Origin of the sequence: Rhodococcus erythropolis R138, assembly GCF_000696675.2 — a bacterium.
Classification (GTDB): Bacteria; Actinomycetota; Actinomycetes; order Mycobacteriales; family Mycobacteriaceae; genus Rhodococcus_F; species Rhodococcus_F erythropolis.
This window is the reverse complement of sequence record NZ_CP007255.1, coordinates 2,135,507-2,159,097: the sequence shown is the minus strand read 5'-3', so window position 1 is coordinate 2,159,097 and position 23,591 is coordinate 2,135,507. Positions and strand designations below refer to the sequence as shown.

The window sequence follows — 23,591 nt, the reverse complement described above, 5'->3', positions numbered from 1 at the left end:
CGAAATGAACGAACGTCCGGAAAGTGAATTTTACGCGCCGAAGCCCTCCGCCGCGGGGCCGAAGCGAATGTTGCTTGGCATCGAGGAGGTAACGACAGGTCCGGCTTCCCAGGCGCCGAACCCCCACGCGGTACCTTGATCGAGGTAACTGAGACGGTCGGTAACCCCCGAGAGAAGAGAGTTCTGGCGAGATGCGAGTAGACGGACGGGAGATCCCGGTAACGGGAAGCCTCCTGCCACCACTGCACCGCCGTACGAGCGACATCATGCGGGTCGCGATCGCTGCCGTGCTGCTCGGCGGCGTCATCGCGGGTTCTCTGATCACCCGAAGTCAGTGGGACGCCCTCGAAACATCGGTGTCCAACATCGTCGGAGTGCTGTCGCCGAGCCTGTCCGACACTGTGTACCTCCTCTACGGCATCGCAATCCTGGCGTTACCGTTTGCCATTCTGATCGGGCTCATCGTGGGGCGCCGATGGAAGTTGCTGGCCGGATACGCCGCTGCCGGCCTGTGCGCCGGACTCGCGCTGTCGTTCACCGGCACAGGACTCGCCGCACCCAAGTGGCACCTCGACGTCCCCGACCGACTCGACGCCACGTTCCTGTCCCAATTTCTCGACGATCCGCGGTGGATTGCGATGCTCGCGGCGGTGCTCACCGTCTCGGGTCCGTGGCTACCGAAAAAGTGGCGACGAGCCTGGTGGACGCTGCTTCTGCTGTTTGCGCCCATTCACCTGATCGTCAGCTCGATCGTTCCCGCCCGATCGATGCTGGGTCTCGCCGTCGGCTATCTGATCGGCGCGGTGATCGTTCTTGCCGTCGGCACACCTGCCCTCGAAGTGCCGTTGGACTCTGCAGTACGCGTGCTCGCGCGGCGTGGTTACCGCGTCACCGCTTTCCGCGTCGTGAGTCCCTCGGGAATCGGCCCGCTGGTCATGTCCGCCGACATCGACAAGGCTCCGGACGACGAACCGTTCGACGAACTCATTGTCGAGTTGTACGGACAGAACCAGCGAAGCAGCGGAGCAATTCGACAGACGTTCCGCTGGATCTCGTTCCGGAACCGTGAAACTCCTCCCCCTTACGGATCGCTTCGGCGCGCCGTCGAACATCGCGCACTGATGGGTATCGCGTTCGCCGACATCGGTCTGGCCAGTTCCAAAGCCGTCGCCATCTCGGTGCTCGATCGCGGATGGGAGATGTACGCCCGCCCGAGCCCCCGCGGTATCCCACTTGCCGTCGCCGTCGAAAACCAGGCGGACGAGGAAGAATCCTCCAAACTGATCGACGCGTTGTGGCAAACACTGCACACCATTCACGTACATCAGATGGCGCACGGTGACCTGCGCGCTTCCGAGATTCGCGTCGAGGGCGGAACGATCCTCTTCGGCGGCTACGCGTACTCCGAATTCGGCGCCACCGAAGTTCAGATGCAGTCCGACAACGCCCAACTTCTTTTTGCCACCGCATCACTGTTCGGCGTCGACGCAGCGGTGGACGCCGCGATTCGTGCGCAAGGCGCAGACACGATTCTCGCTGCCTCCGGCCGATTGACCACCTCGGCGTTGCCCAACCGAATTCGGCGGACCGCCGAGGATTCCGCAAAATTGATGACCGAGATCCGAGACGAGGTCGGCGCGAAGAACGGGATCGAAAAGGTCGCTCCCGCACAGGTCACCCGATTCAGTCGCAATCAGCTGATCCAACTCGTTCTGCTCATCGGATTGGTCTACGTCGCCTATCCCTTCATCAGCCAGGTACCCGCATTCATCACGGAGCTGAAGACAGCCAACTGGTGGTGGGCACTGCTCGGCCTCGGCGTCTCCGCACTGACGTACGTCGGCGCGGCAGCGGCCCTGTGGGCCTGTGCGTCGTCGATGGTCAGTTACCGCAACCTCCTGATCATGCAGGTGGCCAACACCTTTGCCGCGACGACAACTCCGGCCGGAGTCGGCGGGCTCGCCCTGAGTGTGCGGTTCCTGCAGAAGGGCGGGCTCGGAACCGTCCGTGCAACGGCCGCAGTCGCGCTTCAACAGACGGTTCAGGTGGTCACCCACGTCGGCTTGCTGATCTTCTTCTCGATCGTCGCCGGACGCGATACAAACCTCTCGCACTTCATCCCGGGATCCACTGTTCTGTATCTGGCGGGTGGCGTCGCGCTCGGAGTTCTCGGTGCATTCATGTTCATTCCGAAACTTCGTGGGTGGCTGCGCGACGATCTGCGTCCTCAGATCACCGAGGTGTTGGGTGAACTGAGCCAACTTGCACGAAACCCGACCCGATTCCTCATCATCGTGGGCGGCAGCGCTGCAACAACTCTCGGTGCCGCCCTGGCTCTGTGGGCAAGCGTCGAGGCATTCGGCGGCGGAACCACGTTCATCACCGTCACCATCGTGACGATGATCGGTGGAACCCTCGCCTCGGCAGCTCCGACACCGGGTGGCGTCGGAGCCGTCGAGGCCGCCCTCATCGGTGGCCTGTCCGCGTTCGGATTGCCGGCAAGCATCGCAGTGCCGTCGGTTCTGCTCTACCGAGTCCTGACCTGCTGGCTCCCGGTGTTCTGCGGCTGGCCGACGCTGCGATGGCTGCAGAAGAACGACATGGTCTGAGCGTTCCCGCTACTGCCGGCGAACGATGTGCGCCTGCAACGCTTCACCGTCGTCGTCGACCCAGCCCTTGCTCTTGGCGTAGTCGACCATCGCCGCCACTCCGTCGACGTCCGTGGCGCTCTCGCGAACACGGGCTACCGAGATGAATGCACTTCCGCCGCTGACGTATCCGTAATTCCGAAGGCGCAAGAGCTCGTCCAGTTCGGAATCGGCGATGTCGCCGGTCACCTCGACGTGAAAGGCCTTCAGGTTGTCCACATCGCGGACGCTGACGCGGCCGTTGTCCACCAGTACATACATGGCTTTCCTTTCCTGGATCACTCACGACGGTGAGTGCGTACCGAATACACGCCGGTGATAGGTCAGTGGATTCGCCTCGCAGTGCCAGGCGTCGTCCACCGATCCTGTCACGATCTTGTGATCACCACCGTCCACGACGGCGTCCACGGTGCACGCGATCCAGATGGGAGCGTCCGGCAGCCTCGGTGAGCACACGTGCGCCATGGCTTCTCGAAAACACAACGCCCTGTTGCCCTGTGGATCGTTCACGACGTCAGCCCTTGTCTGCCAACTCTTGTGCGTACTTCTTCGTCATGTGGTCGACGGCGTCGAGTTGCGCCTTAGCATGCCCCTCCCTGACGGCGCGCGCGTGAGCGCGGACAGCATCAGCACAACTTCGAAAAAACGGACAAGTTCGCTGCCTACCAGCACTGTTGATGCCGATAACCGATACTGAGCTTTATGTCGGAACTCGGAAATGAACCAGACTCGAAGCAGAAGGCGGTGCTCGAGCGACACGCGTCATGGATCGAATTGTTCTTCGACCTGGTCGTAGTTGCCGGTATCGGTCAGCTGGCTCACCTGCTCCACGGTTCGCCGTCGTGGTCGGATGTCGCGCTCTACGCCTTGCTCTATCTCGCGTTCTGGACCGCGTGGGCGACGTTCACGATGTACGGCAACATTGCCGGCGACCGCGTCCGAATCCCGAGCATGCTGATCGCCATGTTCGGACTGGCCGTCATGATGGCGGCCGTGGCCGGCATCCACGACAACCATGCGCTGGCCTTCGCTGTCGCCTACGTGGCCGTACGCCTGCTGGCGAGTCGGGTGTGGCACAACGGCCAGATCGTAGTGGACTGGCCGATCGCCCAGATGTCTCTCGGTGTGATCCCGTGGATCGTCTCGTTCTGGTTCGAGGGCGAAACTCGGTTCTGGCTCTGGACCGCCGGTGTGACCATCGATCTGCTGATCATGTTCGTCGTCTCCGGCAGCGCGATCATGGAAGACGCGCAGGAAAAGCTCGACCGCATCATCAAGGTTCGCGGGTTCAAGGACGACCGGATGCCCGAACTCGAAGCCCTGCACTCCGATCGGGCTCATCTTGCCGAGCGGCTGGGCCTGTACGTCATCATCGTGCTGGGTGAGGGTGTGATCCTCGTGATCTCTGCAGCCTCGAAGCTCACCTGGGACTCCACGGTGGTCAGCCTCGCCGTCGGATCGTTTGTCCTGCTCTCGGGCATGTGGGCACTCTCGCTTCTCTACGGCCACGCCGGTGTTCCGCACCTGCAGCCCGAGAAGTTTCCCGCTCGCATCGACATGGCACTGCACTGTTTCACCACCGGCGCTATCGCGGTTCTGGTCGCGGGCCTCGGAGCTGCCACCGAACACGGCGCGGAACACACACCCGCGAACCTGCGGTGGTTGTTGTGCGGAAGCATCGCAGTCTATTTCGGAATCAGCACCGTGGCGGGGCTGTTTGCGCGATCGGACCGACGGTGGCTGCTCGGCTGGGCGCTCCCCTGCACCGCCATCCCCATCGTCATGGGCATTGTCGGCACGCACATGAGCGCCACGTGGATCATCTGGGTGCTGGTGGCCACCGTGACCTGGCAGAACGGCTACGAGTATGCGCAGGTGCGGCGTTCGCGCCGCTCTGCTGTGCGCCTTTATTAACCCCCCGCGGTTAATAAAGGCGCACAGCAGGGACGGTCTTTACCCTCACCGCCGGGTCGAAGCGATAGGGCTGAGCCAGCACGATTCCAGCCAATCGCTTACGCAACCTCGACATCTCGGCCCGGACGGTCACCGTCTTACGCGGATCGCCGAACAACTCTGAGGCGAGCTGCGAGGCCGTGAGGCCCTCGGGCGCCTGTGTCAGAGCCAAGAGGATCTGCGAATGGCGCGGGCTGAGGTCGATACTCCAACCTCCCAAGGCCGAGGAGTACCGCAGTTCCATCGCATTCGAATCCCGCAGGTCCAATTCGACTTCGGCACAGACATTTCCAGACGCCGGGTTCGTCTGAGGGCGAATGAGCCAGCCGCCCGGCAGTGGCTCGCACATACACAATCCGAGTGACGGGAGCCAATGCTCGCCGCTGCTCATCACTTTCGGCAGTGCGATGCGGTAGATCGGCGCCATCGAATCCACCGCAGCAACCCAGCCACTACGGTCCACGACCACTGTCGGCTGACTCGCGCGAGCCAGCGTCGACGCCGAGATCATCCGAAGCCGATCCAATCCGATTCGATGCTTCTCCCGCAGTGCGGATTCCGCCAGCCTGGCCACACTGTCCACCAAAGCGAGAGTCGACGGGTGGACAGTGCCTGCGGCGCCGGCGACGTTGACGACGGCGAGCGCCCGGCGACTACGCGGATCCCGAACCGTCGCCCCGGAGCAAGTCCACGGATGCTGCGAGCGCGAGTAGTGCTCGGCCGAGAACACCTGCACTGCCGAACCTGATGCCAACGAAGTACCGATCCCGTTGGTACCGACAGCTTCCTCGGACCACGACGCACCCTCGATCATCCCGAGGCGTTCGGCCCGATCCAGCATTCGACCGGGCCCGTGGCGCCAGAGGATGCGACCCTGTCGGTCCGCCACCACTATCAAACTCGCGTCGTCCGGGCCGACGAGCGGTGCCAGACCGCGTACCGCCTCGTCGAAGATCTCCGTCATTCCGGCCGCACCCCGACTCTCTTCGATCTCCGAGGCACGAGTGGTCTTCGTGATCGAACACCGCTCCGGATCGAGACCGAGGGCGCGCAGACGCGACCACGAATCGGCGATCACGGAGCGCGGGCGCGCGGGCGGTTTGCGCCCGGACATCGTTGCTTCGTACACGGATTCGAGAACACGTGCGTACTGCGCCGGGTCTTCACCACTACCCAGGGCCGGTTCGAGTCGATTCGTTGCGCCGATCACACTCCAGTCCTATGTGATGGGGTCATCGAAAGCGAGCGTTGCACCCGGTTGCAGAGTTGTCCGCGTGCGTGAACGTAGGACGACGTTCACGCACGCGGACTGTGCTCATGCGTTGAGGGGTCTCCCCAGTGCCGAGAGCACAGACTCGTGCATTGCCTCCGAGAGCGTCGGATGAGCAAACACGACCTCGGCGAGATCATCGCCGGTGGCTTCGAGGGATCGGGCGATACCGAAACCCTGGATCTGCTCGGTCACATCCGGACCGACCATGTGCGCGCCGAGCAGTTCCCCGGTATCGGCGTCGAAGATCGTCTTGACGAAGCCTTCGGCCTCGCCGATCGCCAATGCCTTGCCGTTCGCCTGCAGGTCGAAGTGTCCGACCCGCAGCGTGCGACCAGTACCGGCGCACTGCTTCTCCGTCAGACCCAGACTCGCCACCTGCGGGCGGGCATACGTGCATCCCGGAACGTAGTCGCGATCGAGCGGATGAACATCGGGCACGCCTGCCAGCTTTTCGACGCACAGGACAGCTTCGTGACTTGCCTTGTGCGCCAGACATGGAGCGCCCGCCACGTCACCGATCGCGTAGATCCCGAAGGCACTGGTACGGCACCACTGGTCGGTGACGATCGCACCACGCTCGATCTCGACGCCCAGAGCCTCCAACCCCAGATCCTCGACGTTGCCGGTGATCCCGGCAGCCACCAATACCCGGTCCACGGTCACCGCCTGGACACCGTCGCTCGTCTGCACGTTCACTTCGACGGCGTCGGCGCCGACGGTCACCGCCGACACCGAGGCTCCGGTGTGAATCGTGATGCCACGCTTCTCGAACTGCCTGCGAACGAACGCCGAAATCTCTTCGTCCTCCACCGGCATGATGTGTGGTGCCATCTCGACAATGGTCACCTCGGTGCCGAGATCGCGGTACAGGCTGGCGAATTCGACTCCGATCGCGCCGGACCCGATCACGAGCAGCGACTTCGGTAGTTCCTTCGGGACGAGTGCGTCGAAGTAGGTCCACACCCGATCACCGTCGGGGGCAACCCCGGGAATCGAACGCGGCCGGGCGCCGGTTGCAATGATCACGTGGTCGGCTCGATACGTCTGACCTTCCACGGACACGACGCCCTTGTCCACCAACTTCGCGGTGCCTGAGATGACGTCTACGCCGTTCTTCTTCATCAGGTAGGCAACACCGCCGGACAATTTCTCCGAAACCCCTCGGCTGAACGACACCAACTTCGAGATGTCGAACTGGACAGACGCCGAACTGAATCCGTATTTGTCGAGTTCACTCAAGGTATGCGCGACGTCCGCGCCGTGAAGCATCGCTTTGGTGGGGATACAACCCCAGTTGAGGCAGATTCCGCCGAGGCGATCACGTTCTACCAGCGCAACGTTCAACCCCAACTGGGCGGCCCGGATCGCCGCCACGTAACCACCGGGGCCACCACCGATGACAAGAACGTCGTACTTCTTCGACGTATTGCTTTCCACCACAGCCCCTTACACCAACATCAGCGCGGGAGAAGCGACAAAGCGCTGGAGTTCCCGAAGGAAGGTCGCGCCCAAGGCTCCGTCGATCACCCGGTGATCGCACGAGAGGGTCACGGTCATCACGGTCCGGACGGAAACACTGTCGCCGACCACCACGGCCCGCTTCTCCCCCGCACCTACGGCGAGGATCGCTCCCTGGGGCGGGTTGATGATCGCGTCGAATGCCTTGATCCCGAACATGCCGAGGTTGGACACCGTGAACGTTCCGCCTTGGAATTCTTCGGGACGGAGTTTGCCGGTCTTCGCCTTGGTGGCCAACGAGAGCACCTCACCGGAGATGTCCGCCAACGACTTGGTGTTCGCACTACGCACGATGGGCGTGATCAGTCCGGTCGGAAGTGCAACTGCCACCGAGACATCCGCCGACGCGAATCGAAGAACCGATTCGTTCGCGGCATCGAATTGGACGTTCACGTCCGGCACCTTCATCAGCGCAGCCGCGCAGGCCTTCACGATGAAGTCGTTGACCGACAGCTTGACCGCCGGGACAGTCGAATTGATCTCCTTGCGCAGAGTGAGGAGCGCATCGAGCTCGAGATCCGCCGTGAGCCGGAAATGGGGAGCCTGCTGCTTGGACGCCTGCAACCTGCCCGCGATTGCCGATCGCATGGGCGTGAACGGAATTGTGTCGTACTCGGGTTCGACGGCAATGGTTCCCGTCTGAGCCGCCGCTTCTGGCAGGAGCTGCGCGGAACGAGCGGCGTCGTGCACGTCGGCGACGCAGACGCGTCCCCGCGAGCCTGTCGGACGACAGTCGTGCAGGTTTACGCCCAGCGATCGGGCAGTTCTGCGTGCGACCGGGGTGGCAGGCACGGCACTGTCGTCGGCGGTTGATCGCAGCGGGAGGCCGGATCTCGTGGCCGGCGCTGCTGTCGCAACAGTGCCACCGGCGTCACGAATCGCGTCGTCGATGTCTCGGACACTGATCCGTCCGAGTGGGCCGGTACCCACTACGGCGGCGAGATCGATTCCGAGCGCTTCGGCACGTCGGAGTGCTCGAGGACTCGCAAACACGTCGCTCTGCGTCGTGCCCTGCAGAACACTCGGTACGACGGTGGAACCGGTTGGTGCAGGTTTCGCTGCAACAACCACCTTCGCAGCGGGTGTAGCCGTAGGTGTCGCGGGAGCCTCCGGTTCGGCAGCTGGTGACGGTGCCGGCTCTTCCGCCGGCGCGGTTGCGCCGCGAGCGGCGAGGAACTGCTCGATCTCCGCATCCGTCGTGGACGCATCGGCGGACACACCGATCACGGCACCGACGGGCAGAGTCTGCCCCGGTATGCCGACGATCTTGCGGAGAACACCGTCGAACGGCGCCTCCAGCTCGTTGGTGATCTTGCTGGTCTCGATCTCACAGATCAACTGGCCCTTGGTGAACGAGTCACCTTCCTCGATGAGCCACGCGTTGACCAACCCCTCCTCCATGGAGAGCCCCCATTTGGGGATGTCGATAGCTTTGATGTCAGCCATGATCAGGCTCTCACCAGCTTGCGAACCGACTCTTCGATGCGCGCCGCGTCAGGCAGCCAGGCAGTTTCGAGGGTCGGTGAGAACGGAACCGGAGTATGTGGCGGCGTGATCAGTTCGATCGGCGCTTTCAGGTAGTTGAATCCCTTGGTGGCGATCAGCGCGGCCACGTCGTGCCCGAAACCGCAGCGGGCGGCGGATTCGTCGACGATCACGACGCGTCCGGTCGATGCGACGGATTCGAGGATGCCGTCCTCGTCCAATGGTGAGACGGTACGAGGATCGACGACCTCGACCGAAATACCCTCGGCGGCCAGCTTGTCCGCTACGTCATTGGCGCGGTTCACCATTGCGGACAAAGCGATGATCGTGACGTCGTCGCCCTGCCTGGTGTAGTTGGCGACGCCGAACGGAATCGCGTACGGCTCGTCCGGCACCTCGCCCTTGAGGTCGTAGAGCACCTTGTGCTCGCAGAACACAACAGGATCGTCGTCCCGAATAGCCTGGATGAGAAGGCCTTTGGCGTCGTAGGCGTTGGACGGAGCGACCACTTTCAGGCCAGGCACCGCAGCAAACACGTTGTACGGAGACTGAGAGTGCTGCGCAGCGGCGGAGAAGCCGGCGCCGATCATTCCTCGCACCACCAGCGGAGTTCTGGCTTTGCCACCGAACATGTAGCGGAACTTGGCAGCCTGGTTGTAGAGCGCGTCGTAGGAGACTCCGAAGAAGTCCATGAACATCAGCTCGGCGACCGGCCTCAGTCCGGTCAGTGCGGCTCCGGCAGCCATTCCGATGATCGCGGATTCGGTGATCGGGGTATCGATTACACGCTCCGAACCGAACTCCGTCCACAATCCCTTGGTGACACCCAGGACACCGCCGAATGCCTCGATCTTCTTCGTCTCCAGATCGGGATTGGTACCGGCATGCCCACCGCGTACGTCCTCACCGATCAGGACGACGCTCGGATCTCGTTGCATTTCTTGAGCGATGGCCTCTTTGACGGCCTCGCGGTAGGTCTTCTTCGACACGTTTGTGGCTTCCACGCTTGTCATCTCGGGCTCCTCAGTACGACACGTAGACATCGGTCAGCAGATTTTCGACTGGTGGGTACGCTGCGGCGCGCGCCTTCGCTACCGCCTCGTCCACCAGCACTCGCGACTGCTCGTCCACCGCGTCCAGATCAGCGGTGCTGACCTTCTTCGCATCCACACTGCTACGGAAATTCTTGAGCGGATCCTTGGTTTCCCGTAGTTGCGCAACCTGTTCCGCCGTGCGATACAGCTGCGCGTCACCCTCGAAGTGGCCGTGCCAACGGAATGCGGCCGCCTCGATCGTGGTGGGGCCACCGCCGGTCCTGGCTCGCTCGGATGCTTCCGCCATTGCGTCGTAGACCGCGAAGAAGTCGGTGCCGTCCACCTTGACGGCAGGCATTCCGAAGGATGCAGCGCGGGCGGCGATGTCGGGTGCGCCCACCGCGTAGTCGGTTCCTGTTGCTTCACCGAATCCGTTGTTCTCGATCACGAAGACGATCGGAAGATCCAGCACCACAGCCATGTTCATCGCCTCGAAGACGGTTCCCTGGTTGGATCCACCGTCTCCCGTGAACGACGCTGCGATGACGCCGTCTCGAAGTGTCTTGCCACTCAGTGCAGCGCCGATCGCCAACGACGGTGCTCCGCCGACAATCGCATTGGCACCCAGCATTCCCACGGACAGGTCGGCGATGTGCATCGACCCACCCTTACCGCGGCACAAGCCGTCGTCCTTGCCGAAGATCTCGGCCATCATGCCGTTCAGATCGCAGCCCTTGGCGATGCAGTGCCCGTGACCGCGGTGAGTGGATCCGATGTAGTCGGCGTCGCTCAGGTTCTCGCACACTCCCACCGCGATGGCTTCCTGGCCCGAGTAGAGGTGAATGAAGCCGGGGATGTCACCGGTTGCATTCTCTTCGTGCAATCGATCCTCGAACGCGCGGATGCGCGACATCTTCTCGTACGCCTTCAGCAATGCATCCCGGTCCAGCCCTGAATGAGGCTTGGCCCCGGTCTTTTTCGATCCTGACGTTGCCGGCTTCTGCGCCGTCCGTTGAACCACCGTCACACTCCTCGTTCTCGATCACTCGTCGCCATGCAGTGTCGTGTAGGTCACGGGCGAAGAGAAAGAGTTGCGTGAGGTTGCCGGGAGTTGCGAAGGGTTGCAGCTGTTGACTTTCGAGCGTTGACTCAGGCGCCGCTGAGGCTGCCGCGTCTGATCTTGGACAGCGCGCGGTGTTGTACGAGTTCGACGGCGCTCGTTGTTGTTCTCAGTGACAGCGCCGTCTCGCGCACGTCGAAACCGACAACGATGCGAGCTACCAAGACATTGCGTTCGACGGCCGACAGATCGCCGAACGGCAGAGTGAGTCGACTGGATGCGGGTAGCGAATCGATTTCGCGACTGATCGCGTCGTACAGATGCGCGAGGAACGCTTCTCCGGCGCGTCGTCGTCGCTGGATATCGGCCAGGACGGAACCGCAAATGCCGACGGCAATACGGTCAGCGTCGACCGGTCGCAATTCGGCACGACAGCGCCGCGTCACCAGAGGCACGATGCGTTGAAGGAGTTCCGCAATCGCGTCACGATCCCCTCGGGACGCATCGTCGGCAACACCGTCGATCGAACGTCCACCTGCCCTGCTTGTCATTCCGATCTCCCCCTGGTTCCACCCTTGGTCGAATTCCCGACTACTGCTCAGGTTTCGAGCTCGCTAGGGGCGTATCGGCTCGGGGCAGATCCCGGTTTGTTCCCCGATGATGTTGATCTCGGCGTTGGAACGAGGGTCAGCGCCGTAGTTGATCTGGTCAGTGCACTTCTCGGGGGGTTCGACGGCACCGGATGGGAGCGGGGCCGGGCATGAACCCATCTGCTCTCCGATGCTGTTGATCTCTGCATTCGAACGAGGATCGCCCGCATAGTTGATCTGATCGGTGCACTTGGTCGACCCGGTAGCCGGACCAGGGGCCGCAGGGGCAACTGTGCTGGCGGAGACCGGCGTCCAGGCCGGTGCTGCTCCACCCGCCGGGACTCCCGGGGTGGATTCGTCCGCGCTGCCGGCCGAATTCGAATTTTCGACTGTCTCCGACGTAGGTGCCACCGTGGTCAGCGGGGGTGTGGTCGCGGACGCCGCGACCACTGACGTAGCCGTCGAACCGTTTTCAGGTGCAGTGGTGTCTTCACTCGAACACGCGGTCATGGCGCACGCGCTTCCGATCGTCAGTACGGCAAGGAACACTCGCAGGCGCCGAGACTTGTTGGTCAGCAAAACATCAGGCATGTGCTCTCACGCTCCTCGATACAGAAATTCGGGTCCGTTCACCTCAAATGGCGAACATCGACGTGACTCACTCTAAAAGCCTGATTCCATCGGTTTCGTAACAGAATTCCGGCGGTCGCGTACCAACTCTCAACGGTCCCGACATTCATACGATTACGTAACGGTGGGTGGCGAAACGCCGATATCGAGATCACGTGTGATCCTATGAAAAGTGCGCATGCCGATGAGACAGTTCGCACCGGCCGGGGAGGGGAAAGTGTTGTATCGGAATGAGATCTGCGAGGGCCGAACAGGCCGCACTCGCAGGCTGTTCGGTACGGCACTCGCGACAGCGGCCGTCGGAGCGTCCGTGATCACCGGATGCGGGTCCACTCAGGGTGTTGTGATCGAAGGCGATGTCGCTTCCACCGGATTGTCCGTCACACAGCCCGCCGACCTGGCCAGACGGGTTGCCGAGAATTCGAGGTTGGGCCGTGCGCTTCTCGACGACCCAGGGGTGTCGGAGGGCGTGAAGACAGAACTCCGATCGTGCCCGGACTGGTATCCGATCTCTGTCGGATCCATCCTTCTCGATCCAGGCGCACCTCGTATCGTGCCGGAGACCGAACTGGTCGTCATGAATGTGTATCCGTGCCAACCTGCCCACCAACCCGGGACCGGAGTATCGATTTCGGTCAACCTCGCCGGCTACGTCTACCGCAGCGGCAAGGCCGGTTCGAGTGAAGACAATCCCGAACTGGGTGAGCGCCTGTTCTCCGTCGAAGAGCGCGGAAAATTCATCGTCAGCGGTCAGCGCGCCGCGAGTTTGTCTGTCCTGGAAACGGATCCGCGGCCACCGGAGTTCGAATGTTGCCCGCGTCCGCCGCTGCGAACCGAGTTCCACTGGGATGGAACGGAGTTCATCCGTGATTGATCGCCGTCGCCGCGCGATGCTCGCCGGTCTTTGCCTGCCGGTCGCGTTTGCTCTCGCCTCCTGTTCCACCGAGCCTGAATCAGAACCCACTCCGAATATCGCAGCATCACTCGACCCCTCGGATCTCTCACAGGGCTTGAGCATCGATCCTGTTGCCCTCCTCAGAGCAGACCCGGAAGTGTCCGATGCGGTCAAGGACAGTCTCCGACTGTGCGGGGATGCGAACTTCCCCTTCGAAATCCGGTACTCCCACGTGACGGACGCCGTTTGGCAAGATGCCGTCGTCAATGTCTTCACCTGCGAGTCTGTCGGCATCTGGGGACGACCGGCCCCACCGGTCAGCTTCATGGTCGCCGGATTCGTCTACCAGATCGACGAATCGGGCGCTCACAAAGTCTTCGGAGTGCAAGACCCAGGACGCTACGTCGTCGGCTCAACCGGAGGATTGTCAGTCATGGTCGACCTGTGCAAAGACCCCGGCATTCCGGAGTTCTGTCAATCGTCGACTGCATACAAGTGGACCGGTGAAGGGTTTGAGAGTGTTCCGTTCCCATGAAAGCGAAGGCCGATGACCGATCCGTTGATTTTGCTGGTCGAAGACGACGCTGTCATCCGCGAAGCAACGCAATTGAATCTCGAACGCAACGGGTTTCGGGTGATCACCGCATCGGGTGGGTTGACCGGAATGGATTTGGCGGTCGACGCCAAGCCGGATATCGCCGTCCTCGACGTGATGCTTCCCGACCTGAACGGAATCAGCCTGTGCCGACGCATTCGTGAGGAACTGTCGGTGCCGGTCATCATGCTGTCCGCGCGCGACGACCCGGTCGACATCGTTCTCGGATTGGAAGCCGGTGCCGACGACTACGTCACCAAGCCCTTCGACAGCGGTGTCCTGGTGGCCCGTATCCGAAGTGTGCTCCGGCGGGTCGAATCCCATTCCGGTACGGAGAAAGACATCGTGACTCTCGGCGATCTGGAGATCGATCGCGAGTTGGTGACCGTCACGCGTTCGGGCGCCGAAGTGGCACTCACCCCCACTGAAATGAAGCTGCTCCTGGTCATGGTGAGTGTGCCGCGCAAAGTCTGGTCTCGCTCCGAACTGCTCTCGGACGTCTGGGATTACGACTGGGGCGGCGATACGCGCATCGTCGACGTTCACGTTCAGCGATTGCGCACGAAGATCGGCTCCGAACAGATCCGAACCGTCCGGGGGTTCGGCTACACGATGGACAACCATCGGTGAGATCGCGGGATCTCGCCGCCAAGCTCCCGTCCACCGGGAGGCGGTTGTCGTTTCAGTGGAAGATCGCGGCGGCCATCACGTTCGTGATTGCCGTCGCCTCGATCACGCTCAGTACCGTGATGCATCAAACCTTTTCACACAACCAAGAGGATGCAGCACGGGCGGCAGCTGATCGCAATCTCCAACTGGTGCTGCAGGACGAAACGGGCAGCATGCGTGCGCTGTTCCGCGCCACCACAGATGGTCTCGACGTTCCGGAAGAGTTGCGTCAGGCCGTGGCGGGCGGCAAACGTGCCACCTACCTTGTCGACAGCGGGGACCAGCCATTTGTCTGGGCTGCTGCCGACGTCAACACTCAGGTGGTGGCGATTCGCGTCCCGTACACCGCGCAGCGGGAATCGATCGCCAGCGTCGATCGGACACTTCGCAATGCCACCATCGCAGTGATCGCAGCGGGTGCCGTCCTGGGTGTGCTGCTTGGACTCGCGATGTCGTATCGATTGCGCTCGGCCGCCCGTGCGGCTCGCAAAGTGTCCACCGGAGCGAACATCCGCGTCCGCTCGGTCACCTGGTCGCTTTTCGACGACGAGATCACCGAGCTGGCGGATGCGGTCGACGCAATGTCGGATGCGCTGCGGGGACAATTGGACGCCGAGAAGCGCGTGACAGCCAACATCGCGCATGACCTCAGAACACCCATCTCCGGACTGGTCGGCGCCGCAGAGCTTCTGCCGCCAGGTAGGCCTACCGAATTAGTGCGCGACGGCGTCCATAAACTCAGAAGGCTTGCCGAGGACGTCATCGAAGTGGCCCGCCTCGACACCACGTCCGAGCAGGCTGACATCCAATCGGTGGAACTGGCACCGGTGGTTCACCACGCGATTTCCACCACCGGGGTGGAGTGCGAAGTGAGAGTTCACGGGACGCCTGTGTCGTACACCGACGCACGTCGGCTCGAGCGGATCATCGCCAACCTGATCTTGAATGCTCGAAATCACGGAAAGCCGCCGATCAATGTCGACGTCGATCACTCCCGCATCACGGTGCGGGATCGGGGCAGCGGGTTCACTGAAGAGTGGCTTCGTCAGGGGCCGAAGAGATTTCAGACCGATTGCGTCGAACGCGGCCCGAACTCGGGCCTGGGCCTCGGCTTGACGATCGTAGTCGGGCAAGCGGCGGTCATCGGCGCTCGTATCAACTTCTCGAACCATCCGAACGGCGGCGCTGTGGTGACGATCGACCTCCCCGAATGCCCGCCAGACGAGTTCGCTTGACACCGAGCCAGTTCGGCCGATCGGCCGGGACGCAGTGTCCCGGCCGATCAGTGGTGTCTCAGGTTCAAACCTGTCCGACAGTGACTCCGGTGCGAACGTCCGGTGCACCAAGGCGCGCCGCATCAGCGGTCAGGTCATCGGGCTGCTCCTGCGATTCCCGCTCGGCTACAACACGCAACCGGTAGTGTTCGATCTCCTCGGCAATGTGCTCGGGAGTCCAACCCAGCACCGGTGCAACCAGTTCGGCTACTTCCGCGGCTGCCGCGTCGCCGCGGTCGGTCACCTCGATGGAGATGCGGGTACGACGGGTGAGGATGTCGTCGAGATGCTGCGCACCCTCGTGACTCGCGGCGTAGTGAATCTCCGCCTTGAGGTACTCAGGGGCGGAGTCCAACGGCTGCCCCAGTTCAGGCCTCGCCTCGATGAGTCCGAACAACTCGTCAGCCAAAGTTCCGTACCGCCCGAGTAGGTGCTCGATGGTCGAAACGTGGAGCCCGGTGCGCTCAGCGGTGAGATGCCGATTGTTGTGTGCGGCAAAATAGCCGTCGGCACCCACCAGCTGGATACGCTCGGTGCAGGACTTCGGCACCTTCTGTTCGAGTCCGTGTACCGCGGAATCGACTGCGTCCTTGGCCATCACGCGGTAGGTCGTGTACTTGCCACCGGCGACCACCGTCAACCCTCGAACCGGACTCGACACCGCGTGCTCACGCGAGAGAGTGCTGGTCGAGTCCGATTCGCCGAACAACAACGGACGCAGTCCCGCGTACACACCAACAACGTCCTCGTGCGTCAACTCGTCCTGGAGCAGCTTGTTGACATGTCCGAGGATGTAGTCGATATCGCTTCGGCTCGCTGCCGGATGCGCGAGGTCGAGGTTCCAGTCGGTGTCCGTCGTACCGATGATCCAGTGGCTTCCCCACGGGATCACGAACAGCAGACTCTTCTCGGTCCGCGTGATGATTCCGGTAGAGGAGTTGATGCGGTTTCGCGGGACGACCAGGTGCACACCTTTCGAAGCGCGAACCTGGAATTGCCCTCGCCCACCGACCATTTCCTGGATCTCGTCGGTCCAGACCCCGGCGGCGTTGATGACCTGACGAGCACGGATCTCGAACGCGCGACCCGTTTCCAGATCCACTGCCTTCACTCCGACAACGCGGTCCTCCTCACGGAGAAAACCGATTACGCGGGTGCTGTTGACGCACAGTGCGCCGTATTCGGCTGCTGTGCGCGCCAGCATCATCGTGTGGCGCGCGTCATCTACCTGGCCCTCGTAGAACTTGACCGAACCCCTGATAGCAGAGCGCTTTCCGGAAGGGAACGACTCGAGAGTCTTCTTCTTTCCCACATGCTTGTGGTGTGAGGGAACCCCGCGGCCTGCGCCCATCACGTCGTAGACGCCGATGCCCAGACCGACGTACGGCCGGTCGATCAACTTCTCGAGCGGGTAGATGAACGGCACCGGCTTCGCGAGATGCGGGCACAGCGAGTTCAGAACCAGCGAACGCTCACGCAGTGCCTCGAACACGAGCGCAAAATTGAACTGCTCCAGGTAACGCAGTCCGCCGTGGAACAACTTGCTGGACCTGCTCGACGTTCCGGACGCGAAGTCACGAGCCTCCACCAAGCCCACCTTCAGACCACGAGTTGCGGCATCGAGCGCGCTACCCGCGCCGACCACGCCACCGCCGATGACCAGGACGTCGAGTTCGGTTTCTTCCAACTTCTTCAGCGACTCCGCCCGCGAGGACGGACTCAATGCTTGTGCTGTGCTCATGAAAAGGGTTCCTTCACTTGAAAATAGGTAGAAATTCGGGCGCCGCTATCAGTCTGCGTCGACCCAGTCGAGTGTCCGAGTGACGGCTTTCTGCCAGCCTGCGTACAGCCGCTCACGCTCGGCCGAATCCATCGACGGCGTCCAGCTCTTGTCCTTCGCCCAGTTGCTGCGAATGTCGTCCTCGCTCTCCCAGTACCCGACCGCGAGACCAGCGGCGTACGCAGCGCCCAATGCCGTGGTCTCCGCAACGACAGGGCGGATCACCTCGACGTCGAGCAGATCAGCCTGGAATTGCATGAGGAGTTCGTTCGCGACCATTCCGCCGTCGACCTTGAGTACCTTCAAGTCGACGCCCGAGTCGAGGTTCATCGCCTCGATCACCTCACGGCTCTGGTACGCAGTCGCTTCGAGTACCGCCCGGGCAAGGTGCCCCTTGTTCACGAACCGGGTCAGACCGACGATGGCACCGCGGGCATCCGCGCGCCAGTGCGGTGCGAACAGACCCGAGAACGCAGGCACGAAGTACGCGCCACCGTTGTCGTCCACAGAGCGCGCATTGACCTCGATGTCGGCCGCGTTGTCGATCATGCCGAGGTTGTCCCGAAGCCACTGGACCAGCGAACCGGTCACGGCGATCGATCCTTCCAGCGCGTAAACCGTTGGCTGCTCACCGATCTTGTAACAGACCGTAGTCAACAAACCGTTCTTGCTCATCACCTTTTCGGTGCCGGTGTTGAGGAGCACGAAGTTGCCGGTTCCGTAGGTGTTCTTCGCTTCTCCGGGTGAGAGGCAGGCCTGACCGAAAGTCGCTGCTTGCTGATCGCCGAGGATTCCGGCGATCGGCACACCGGACAACGTTCCGCGTTCGCGTACGAATCCGAAAGTTTCGGACGAGCTGCGAATCTCGGGGAGCATCGATTCGGGGATGCCCATGTCGGCGCAGATCGCCGAATCCCAAGCGAGAGTGTCGAGATCCATCAACAGGGTGCGCGACGCATTGGTGGGGTCGGTTGCGTGCACTCCGCCGTCGACGCCGCCGGTCATGTTCCACAGCACCCAGGTGTCCATCGTGCCGAAGCACAACTCTCCTGCTTCGGCCTTCTCACGCGCACCCTCGACGTTGTCGAGAATCCACTTGACCTTGGGACCCGAGAAGTACGTGGCCAAAGGCAATCCGGTGACTTCGGTGTACTTCTTCGGCCCGTCCTCGCCGGCGAGTGCAGTACAGATTCGATCGGTGCGTGTGTCCTGCCAGACAATTGCGTTGTAGACGGGTTTTCCGGTGGCGCGTTCCCACACCACCGCTGTCTCACGCTGATTGGTGATGCCGACGGACGCGATATCGGCCGCGGTCAGGTCTGCGTTTGCCAAAGCGCCCGCGGTGACGTTGCGGACGTTGTCCCAAATTTCGATCGGATCGTGTTCGACCCAGCCTGCCTGCGGAAAGATCTGTGTGTGCTCGTGCTGTTCGACAGCGACTACGTGCCCACTGTGATCGAAGATCATGCAACGTGTGGAGGTGGTTCCCTGGTCTATCGCGGCTACGAACTGCGTCATCGTGCTACCCCTTTGGTATCGAAAGAAAGTACGAGAGATTGACTGTCAGAGATAATGTTTCGCGGTCACGCCGGTATCGACGCCGGCTCCTCGGTCGCTTCCTCCGCCGACTCGTCGTCAGGCAGGAATCTTCCAACCAGCTTGTCGTAGAGGAACACTCCGATCGGAGCGCCGATCAGGGGTCCCACGATGGGCACCCAGAAATACAAGCTCCCGTACTGATCTCGCCAGGCGCTGCCGTAGCCGGTGATGAAGGACGCCAGTCGTGGCCCGAAGTCGCGCGCCGGGTTGATGGCGTACCCCGCGTTGGTCGCCCAGGCGAATCCGATTCCCACCACGATCAATCCGACGACAAACGGCGCGAGATTCGCAAGCGGCGGAGTTCCACGAGAATCGGTGACTGCAACGATGAGGAACAACAGGATGGCGGTGCCGATGATCTGATCGATCAGAGCCGAGCCGAGACTGACCGGAAGCGTTCCGTTTCCGGGCATCGTCGAGAAGATCGTCTGGGTGGCGGTTGTGTGTCCGGGATCGATCGCATTGAGCATGTCGTTGTAATTCCACCGGACTATCAACGCGGCGACAAAGGCTCCAGCGGTCTGCGCCAGGGTGTACGGCAGCACCTTGCGCCAGGAGAATCCCCGGAAGATCGCGAAGGCGAAGGTCACTGCGGGGTTCAGATGAGCACCCGTCACCCGGCCTGCGACATAGATGCCGAACATGACGCCGAGTCCCCAGGCCCACGCAATACTGTCGTGTCCGCCGAGACCCCCACCGCTCCCGCCGGACACAACCTGCGCCACAACTCCGACGCCGAACAAGATCAAGATCATCGTTCCGGCGAACTCGGCTGCCAACTCACCTGGAAGCCCCAATCGCTTGGCTTTCTCCATCCCCACCCTCACTTCGTTGTGATGCATGTCATAGTTTGGATTGCTGCACCCGTAGCGTAAAGCCCATTGCACATTCACGCATAGCTCGTGCACATATGTGCAAATGCGTCATTTGCGCACCGTAACGCGGGTAACAGACACACTTCTGGGACTTTGCGTGATCGAGCGGCTCAACCTGGTTCTACTCGGATAAGATTCGGTTCAGTGCTCTTGCACGTACGTGCAGACAGGACGAACCCATGCAAACTCCCACTTCCGACTCCGCTACCTCCGATCCAGCGGACCCTCGCATCGCCGACGCCGTTCAGGCCGCACGCCTCTATTACTTCCAGGACCAGACCATGGCTGCCATCGGCCGCGACATGGGGGTGTCCCGATCCACCGTCTCCCGATTGATCACCTACGCGCGCACCTCAGGCCTCGTCGAGATCAAGATCAGCACCCCGCACGGCCAGGCTCCTCGCATCGAACGCGAGTTCTCGGAACGGTACGGAGTGCGTGCCCACGTGGTGACGGTGCCGGAACTGGTGGGCGATCTCGAGCGACTCGAGAAGGTCGCAACCTTTGCCGGACGCCTGCTCGCGTCGTTCTTCGACAGCGACATGGTGATGGGGATCGCCTGGGGAACCACTCTCAGTGAAGTCAGCAAGCACCTTGCCCCCAAACGCACGTACAACTCGTACGTCGTGCAACTCAACGGCGCCGCGAATACTCGCACCACCGGAATCTCGTACGCCAGCGACATCATCAGAACCATCGCCGACGCCTACGGCGCTCTCCCCCAAGGATTTCCGGTCCCCGCATTCTTCGACTACCCGGAGACCCGGGAGCAGTTGTGGCGCGAACGAAGTATTAAACGCGTACTGGACATGCAAAAGCGAATGGACCTGGCAGTCTTCAGCATCGGCGTACCGGGCGGCAACGTCCCGAGTCACGTCTACACCGCCGGATACCTCGAACCCGATGAAGCAGAAGCACTTCGACGCGACGGAGTAGTCGGCGACATCGCAACCGTGTTCTTCCGGTCAGACGGGAGCTACCGCGGAATCGAACTCAACGAGCGCGCGAGCGGCCCACGACTGGACCTTTTCGAGAAGGTCGCCAGGCGCGTGTGCATCGTCGCCGGAACAGCAAAACTGCCCGCGCTGGAGGGCGCACTACGGGGCGGGCTGATCACCGACCTGATCATCGACGACGTCAGTGCCACCGCGCTGGTGTCCTGACCGCTGCACCAGCTTCTCGATTCCGTCGAGCAGTAAGCCAAGCGAGAAACTGAAATCGAAGGCATCGTCGCCGGCGGCCTCACCCTCCGGGCTGCCGTCCTCGAAGCCACCCTCCTCGATTGCGGCACTCAGGTGGGGGAATTCCTCCCGATTGATGACACGAGCAATGAGAGCACCGTATGCGACGTCGTCATCTTCCGACTGCGCTGAACGAGTAGCCAGGTCAGCCGAGAATCGGGCGCGGCCGATGACGAACAACGACACGTTGGTCACCACCTGGAACTTCGACGCGGCACTCAGGGCGACACCGTCGAGGGCGCTCAGACCCGCGTCGAGCCACGCCATGTTGTTAGGCCCGGCCGGTGGAGCCGTGATGGGCAGCTTGAGCCACCACGGTCGACTCAGCATCGTGACATACTCCTGATTCGCCCACGCCTCGAGCTTGACGCGCCAGGTCACGCCGTCGGGAATCACCGGCGGTGGCCCGATCACCCGATCCGAAATCAGTTCGATCAGTTCGTCTTTGCTTGCCACGTAGCGGTAGAGCGACATGGTCGTGAACCCGAGCGCTTTGGCCACGCGGCCCATCGACAGAGCCGTGACACCTTCCGCGTCGGCCAACTCGATCGCGGTGTCGAGAATTTGCTCGAGACTGAGCCCCTTCTTGGGACCCCGCGTTCCCGGCTGGTCCAGTCCCCAGGCCAGTTCAACTGCTCTCGGTAGCGCTCCGCGATCCATAAGCTCCCACTCTTCGCTCTTGCCATCATCCTAGAACTGTGTACGCTATAAACACGAGTTTATGACATACACAGTTCTTACTTGGAGGTCTCGATGTCAGGAACGATCCCAGCAATCTCGGTCCGCGGACTCCGTAAGCGCTACGGCGATCAACAAGTACTGGGTGGACTCGACCTGTCGGTCCCGGCCGGATCGGTGTACGCACTCCTCGGCGCGAACGGCGCCGGAAAGACCACGGCCGTAAGAATTCTCACCACCCTCATCCCCTTCGACGGAGGCGAGGTCACGGTCGCGGGGCATTCACTGCCCGGAGATCCACAGAATGTTCGGCGGCGCATCAGCGTGACCGGGCAGTACGCAGCCGTCGACACCTTGCTGACCGGATTCGAGAATCTGACCCTACTGGGCGAACTGAATCACCTGGGCCGGAAGAACTCCCGTCGCCGTGCCGAGGAATTGCTCGACCAGTTCGATTTGACGGACTTCGGCGACAAACGCGCCGGCGACTACTCGGGCGGCATGCTCAGACGACTCGACATCGCAATGAGCCTCGTCGCCCGACCGGACGTCGTCTTTCTCGACGAACCCACCACCGGCCTGGACCCGCGAAGCCGCCACGAAATGTGGTCGATCGTTCGAGGACTCACAGCGTCAGGCGTCACCATCTTCCTCACCACCCAATACCTCGACGAGGCAGACGAATTGGCCGATACAGTCGGCGTGCTGAGCGGCGGTCGCCTCGTCGCCGAGGGAACACCGGACGAACTCAAACGCCTTGTTCCCGGCGGCCATGTCGCTCTGCAATTCGAGAACCTGGCCCAACTCGAACTCGCCGCGGCATCACTGCCGCAGGCGCATTCGAATGCCGAGACCTTGACCCTGCACATCCCTTCCGACGGGGCGGTTCCGTCGATCAAAGCCATCCTCGACTCGATCGACGATCCGTCGATCACCGTCGAGAAGTTCTCCGTTCACACTCCGGATCTGGACGACGTGTTCTTCGCGCTCACCGGATCAGGCCAACCCGAGATTGCGAGCGTTCGATGACCTCCACCATTGCAATCGATTCCGCGGTGATGCTCCGCCGGAATCTCAAACACGTTCTGCGCAGTCCGGATTCGATGATCACCGCGATAGCCCTTCCGGTCATGCTCATGCTGCTGTTCGTCTACGTCTTCGGCGGCGCCATCAACACCGGTAGCGAGTACATCGACTACGTCGTGCCAGGAATCATCCTTCTGTGCGCCGGATTCGGCGCCTCGACCACCGCGGTCAGCGTCTCGAGCGACATGAAGGACGGGATCATCGACCGTTTCCGGACCTTGGCGATCTCTCCGTCGTCGGTCCTGACCGGTCATGTACTGGCCAGCGTCGTCCGCAACGTCCTGACTACGGCGATCGTGGTCGTCGTTGCGCTGATCATGGGATTTCGCCCGACCAGCGATCCGTTGCGCTGGCTCGGCGTCGCCGCTGTGATCGTCGCCTTCGTCTTTGCCATGTCGTACCTCTCGACAGCTTTGGGGCTCTTGGCCAAGAACCCGGAGGCTGCAAGCGGATTCACCTTCGCCATCATGTTCCTGCCCTACGTCAGCACTGCTTTCGTACCGGCTGAGACAATGCCGTCATGGCTGCAGGGATTTGCCCGGCACCAACCGGTAACCCCGATCATCGAGACGGTGCGCGGACTCCTGATGGGCACGCCGATCGGGAACAGCGCGGCCATCGCCCTCGCGTGGTGCCTGGGCATCGCCGCCGCGGGATTCGTGTGGTCGAACTGGCTCTACCGACGAAAGACCGCGAGCTGACCACACA

At 62.1% G+C, this 23,591-nt stretch carries 22 protein-coding genes; 9 read left to right on the top strand and 13 right to left on the bottom strand.

Annotation, left to right across the window (positions count from 1 at the left end; translation table 11 throughout):
• The first annotated feature begins 191 nt into the window (after window positions 1-191).
• Window positions 192-2,609, top strand: a complete 2,418-nt coding sequence (locus tag H351_RS10150) for a lysylphosphatidylglycerol synthase transmembrane domain-containing protein (RefSeq protein ID WP_019744892.1) — start codon at window positions 192-194, stop codon at window positions 2,607-2,609.
• A gap of 9 nt (window positions 2,610-2,618) precedes the next feature.
• On the opposite strand, the gene H351_RS10145 is transcribed toward H351_RS10150, so the two are convergent.
• Window positions 2,619-2,909, bottom strand: a complete 291-nt coding sequence (locus H351_RS10145; protein WP_029256006.1) for a Rossmann-fold NAD(P)-binding domain-containing protein — start codon at window positions 2,907-2,909, stop codon at window positions 2,619-2,621.
• A gap of 21 nt (window positions 2,910-2,930) precedes the next feature.
• Window positions 2,931-3,158, bottom strand: a complete 228-nt coding sequence (locus tag H351_RS10140) for a flavin reductase family protein (RefSeq protein WP_244891470.1) — start codon at window positions 3,156-3,158, stop codon at window positions 2,931-2,933.
• Between the two features lie 192 nt (window positions 3,159-3,350).
• Here H351_RS10140 and H351_RS10135 point away from each other — a divergent pair, with 192 nt between their 5' ends.
• Entirely contained in the window at window positions 3,351-4,562 is a 1,212-nt protein-coding gene (locus H351_RS10135) for a low temperature requirement protein A (protein WP_019744895.1), read from the top strand.
• Window positions 4,563-4,572: 10 nt separating this feature from the next.
• Here H351_RS10135 and H351_RS10130 read toward each other — a convergent pair whose 3' ends face one another.
• From H351_RS10130 to H351_RS10100, 7 genes are all read right to left on the bottom strand, one after another.
• A complete protein-coding gene (locus tag H351_RS10130) occupies window positions 4,573-5,811 on the bottom strand; it encodes a helix-turn-helix domain-containing protein (protein WP_029256007.1) in 1,239 nt (412 codons plus the stop codon).
• A gap of 105 nt (window positions 5,812-5,916) precedes the next feature.
• Complete coding sequence (gene lpdA / locus H351_RS10125) at window positions 5,917-7,314, bottom strand: dihydrolipoyl dehydrogenase (protein ID WP_021345262.1); 1,398 nt, start codon at window positions 7,312-7,314, stop codon at window positions 5,917-5,919.
• Window positions 7,315-7,320: 6 nt separating this feature from the next.
• Window positions 7,321-8,838, bottom strand: a complete 1,518-nt coding sequence (locus H351_RS10120; RefSeq protein ID WP_021345263.1) for a 2-oxo acid dehydrogenase subunit E2 — start codon at window positions 8,836-8,838, stop codon at window positions 7,321-7,323.
• A gap of 2 nt (window positions 8,839-8,840) precedes the next feature.
• A complete protein-coding gene (locus H351_RS10115; protein WP_019744899.1) occupies window positions 8,841-9,890 on the bottom strand; it encodes an alpha-ketoacid dehydrogenase subunit beta in 1,050 nt (349 codons plus the stop codon).
• Between the two features lie 10 nt (window positions 9,891-9,900).
• Window positions 9,901-10,824 (bottom strand): thiamine pyrophosphate-dependent dehydrogenase E1 component subunit alpha, encoded by a 924-nt coding sequence (locus H351_RS10110; RefSeq protein ID WP_051636603.1) that lies wholly within the window; start codon window positions 10,822-10,824, stop codon window positions 9,901-9,903.
• A 236-nt stretch (window positions 10,825-11,060) separates the two neighbouring features.
• Window positions 11,061-11,522, bottom strand: a complete 462-nt coding sequence (locus H351_RS10105; protein WP_020970474.1) for an RNA polymerase sigma factor SigD — start codon at window positions 11,520-11,522, stop codon at window positions 11,061-11,063.
• A gap of 63 nt (window positions 11,523-11,585) precedes the next feature.
• Window positions 11,586-12,152 (bottom strand): hypothetical protein, encoded by a 567-nt coding sequence (locus tag H351_RS10100; RefSeq protein ID WP_020970475.1) that lies wholly within the window; start codon window positions 12,150-12,152, stop codon window positions 11,586-11,588.
• Window positions 12,153-12,408: 256 nt separating this feature from the next.
• Here H351_RS10100 and H351_RS10095 point away from each other — a divergent pair, with 256 nt between their 5' ends.
• Genes H351_RS10095 through H351_RS10080 form a run of 4 tightly spaced genes read left to right on the top strand, consistent with a single transcriptional unit; the run spans window position 12,409 to window position 15,585 of the window.
• Window positions 12,409-13,065: a hypothetical protein gene (locus H351_RS10095; protein WP_020970476.1), complete on the top strand. Its 657-nt coding sequence runs from the start codon at window positions 12,409-12,411 to the stop codon at window positions 13,063-13,065.
• Complete coding sequence (locus H351_RS10090; protein WP_020970477.1) at window positions 13,058-13,621, top strand: hypothetical protein; 564 nt, start codon at window positions 13,058-13,060, stop codon at window positions 13,619-13,621. The genes H351_RS10095 and H351_RS10090 overlap by 8 nt, the downstream gene beginning before the upstream one ends.
• Before the next feature lie 12 nt (window positions 13,622-13,633).
• Window positions 13,634-14,311: a response regulator transcription factor gene (locus H351_RS10085; RefSeq protein ID WP_029256009.1), complete on the top strand. Its 678-nt coding sequence runs from the start codon at window positions 13,634-13,636 to the stop codon at window positions 14,309-14,311.
• Entirely contained in the window at window positions 14,308-15,585 is a 1,278-nt protein-coding gene (locus H351_RS10080) for a sensor histidine kinase (RefSeq protein ID WP_029256010.1), read from the top strand. Before H351_RS10085 ends, H351_RS10080 begins: the two co-directional genes overlap by 4 nt.
• A gap of 64 nt (window positions 15,586-15,649) precedes the next feature.
• On the opposite strand, the gene H351_RS10075 is transcribed toward H351_RS10080, so the two are convergent.
• From H351_RS10075 to H351_RS10065, 3 genes are all read right to left on the bottom strand, one after another.
• Complete coding sequence (locus H351_RS10075) at window positions 15,650-17,365, bottom strand: glycerol-3-phosphate dehydrogenase/oxidase (protein WP_029256011.1); 1,716 nt, start codon at window positions 17,363-17,365, stop codon at window positions 15,650-15,652.
• A gap of 48 nt (window positions 17,366-17,413) precedes the next feature.
• On the bottom strand, window positions 17,414-18,922 hold the full coding sequence (glpK, locus tag H351_RS10070; protein WP_020908780.1) for a glycerol kinase GlpK: 1,509 nt from the start codon (window positions 18,920-18,922) through the stop codon (window positions 17,414-17,416).
• Between the two features lie 65 nt (window positions 18,923-18,987).
• A complete protein-coding gene (locus H351_RS10065; protein WP_021345269.1) occupies window positions 18,988-19,818 on the bottom strand; it encodes an MIP/aquaporin family protein in 831 nt (276 codons plus the stop codon).
• A 239-nt stretch (window positions 19,819-20,057) separates the two neighbouring features.
• Here H351_RS10065 and H351_RS10060 point away from each other — a divergent pair, with 239 nt between their 5' ends.
• Entirely contained in the window at window positions 20,058-21,041 is a 984-nt protein-coding gene (locus H351_RS10060) for a sugar-binding transcriptional regulator (RefSeq protein WP_029256012.1), read from the top strand.
• On the opposite strand, the gene H351_RS10055 is transcribed toward H351_RS10060, so the two are convergent.
• On the bottom strand, window positions 20,976-21,779 hold the full coding sequence (locus tag H351_RS10055; protein ID WP_029256013.1) for a TetR/AcrR family transcriptional regulator: 804 nt from the start codon (window positions 21,777-21,779) through the stop codon (window positions 20,976-20,978). The two genes, H351_RS10060 and H351_RS10055, sit on opposite strands and share 66 nt — an antisense overlap.
• 93 nt (window positions 21,780-21,872) lie before the next feature.
• Between H351_RS10055 and H351_RS10050 the strand changes: the two genes are divergently transcribed.
• Window positions 21,873-22,826 carry an ATP-binding cassette domain-containing protein gene (locus H351_RS10050; RefSeq protein WP_019744911.1) on the top strand — a complete coding sequence of 318 codons (954 nt, stop codon included), beginning with the start codon at window positions 21,873-21,875 and terminating at the stop codon, window positions 22,824-22,826.
• The gene (locus tag H351_RS10045) at window positions 22,823-23,584 is read left to right on the top strand and encodes an ABC transporter permease (RefSeq protein WP_019744912.1); all 762 of its coding nucleotides are present in this window, start codon (window positions 22,823-22,825) and stop codon (window positions 23,582-23,584) included. Before H351_RS10050 ends, H351_RS10045 begins: the two co-directional genes overlap by 4 nt.
• Window positions 23,585-23,591 lie beyond the last annotated feature (7 nt).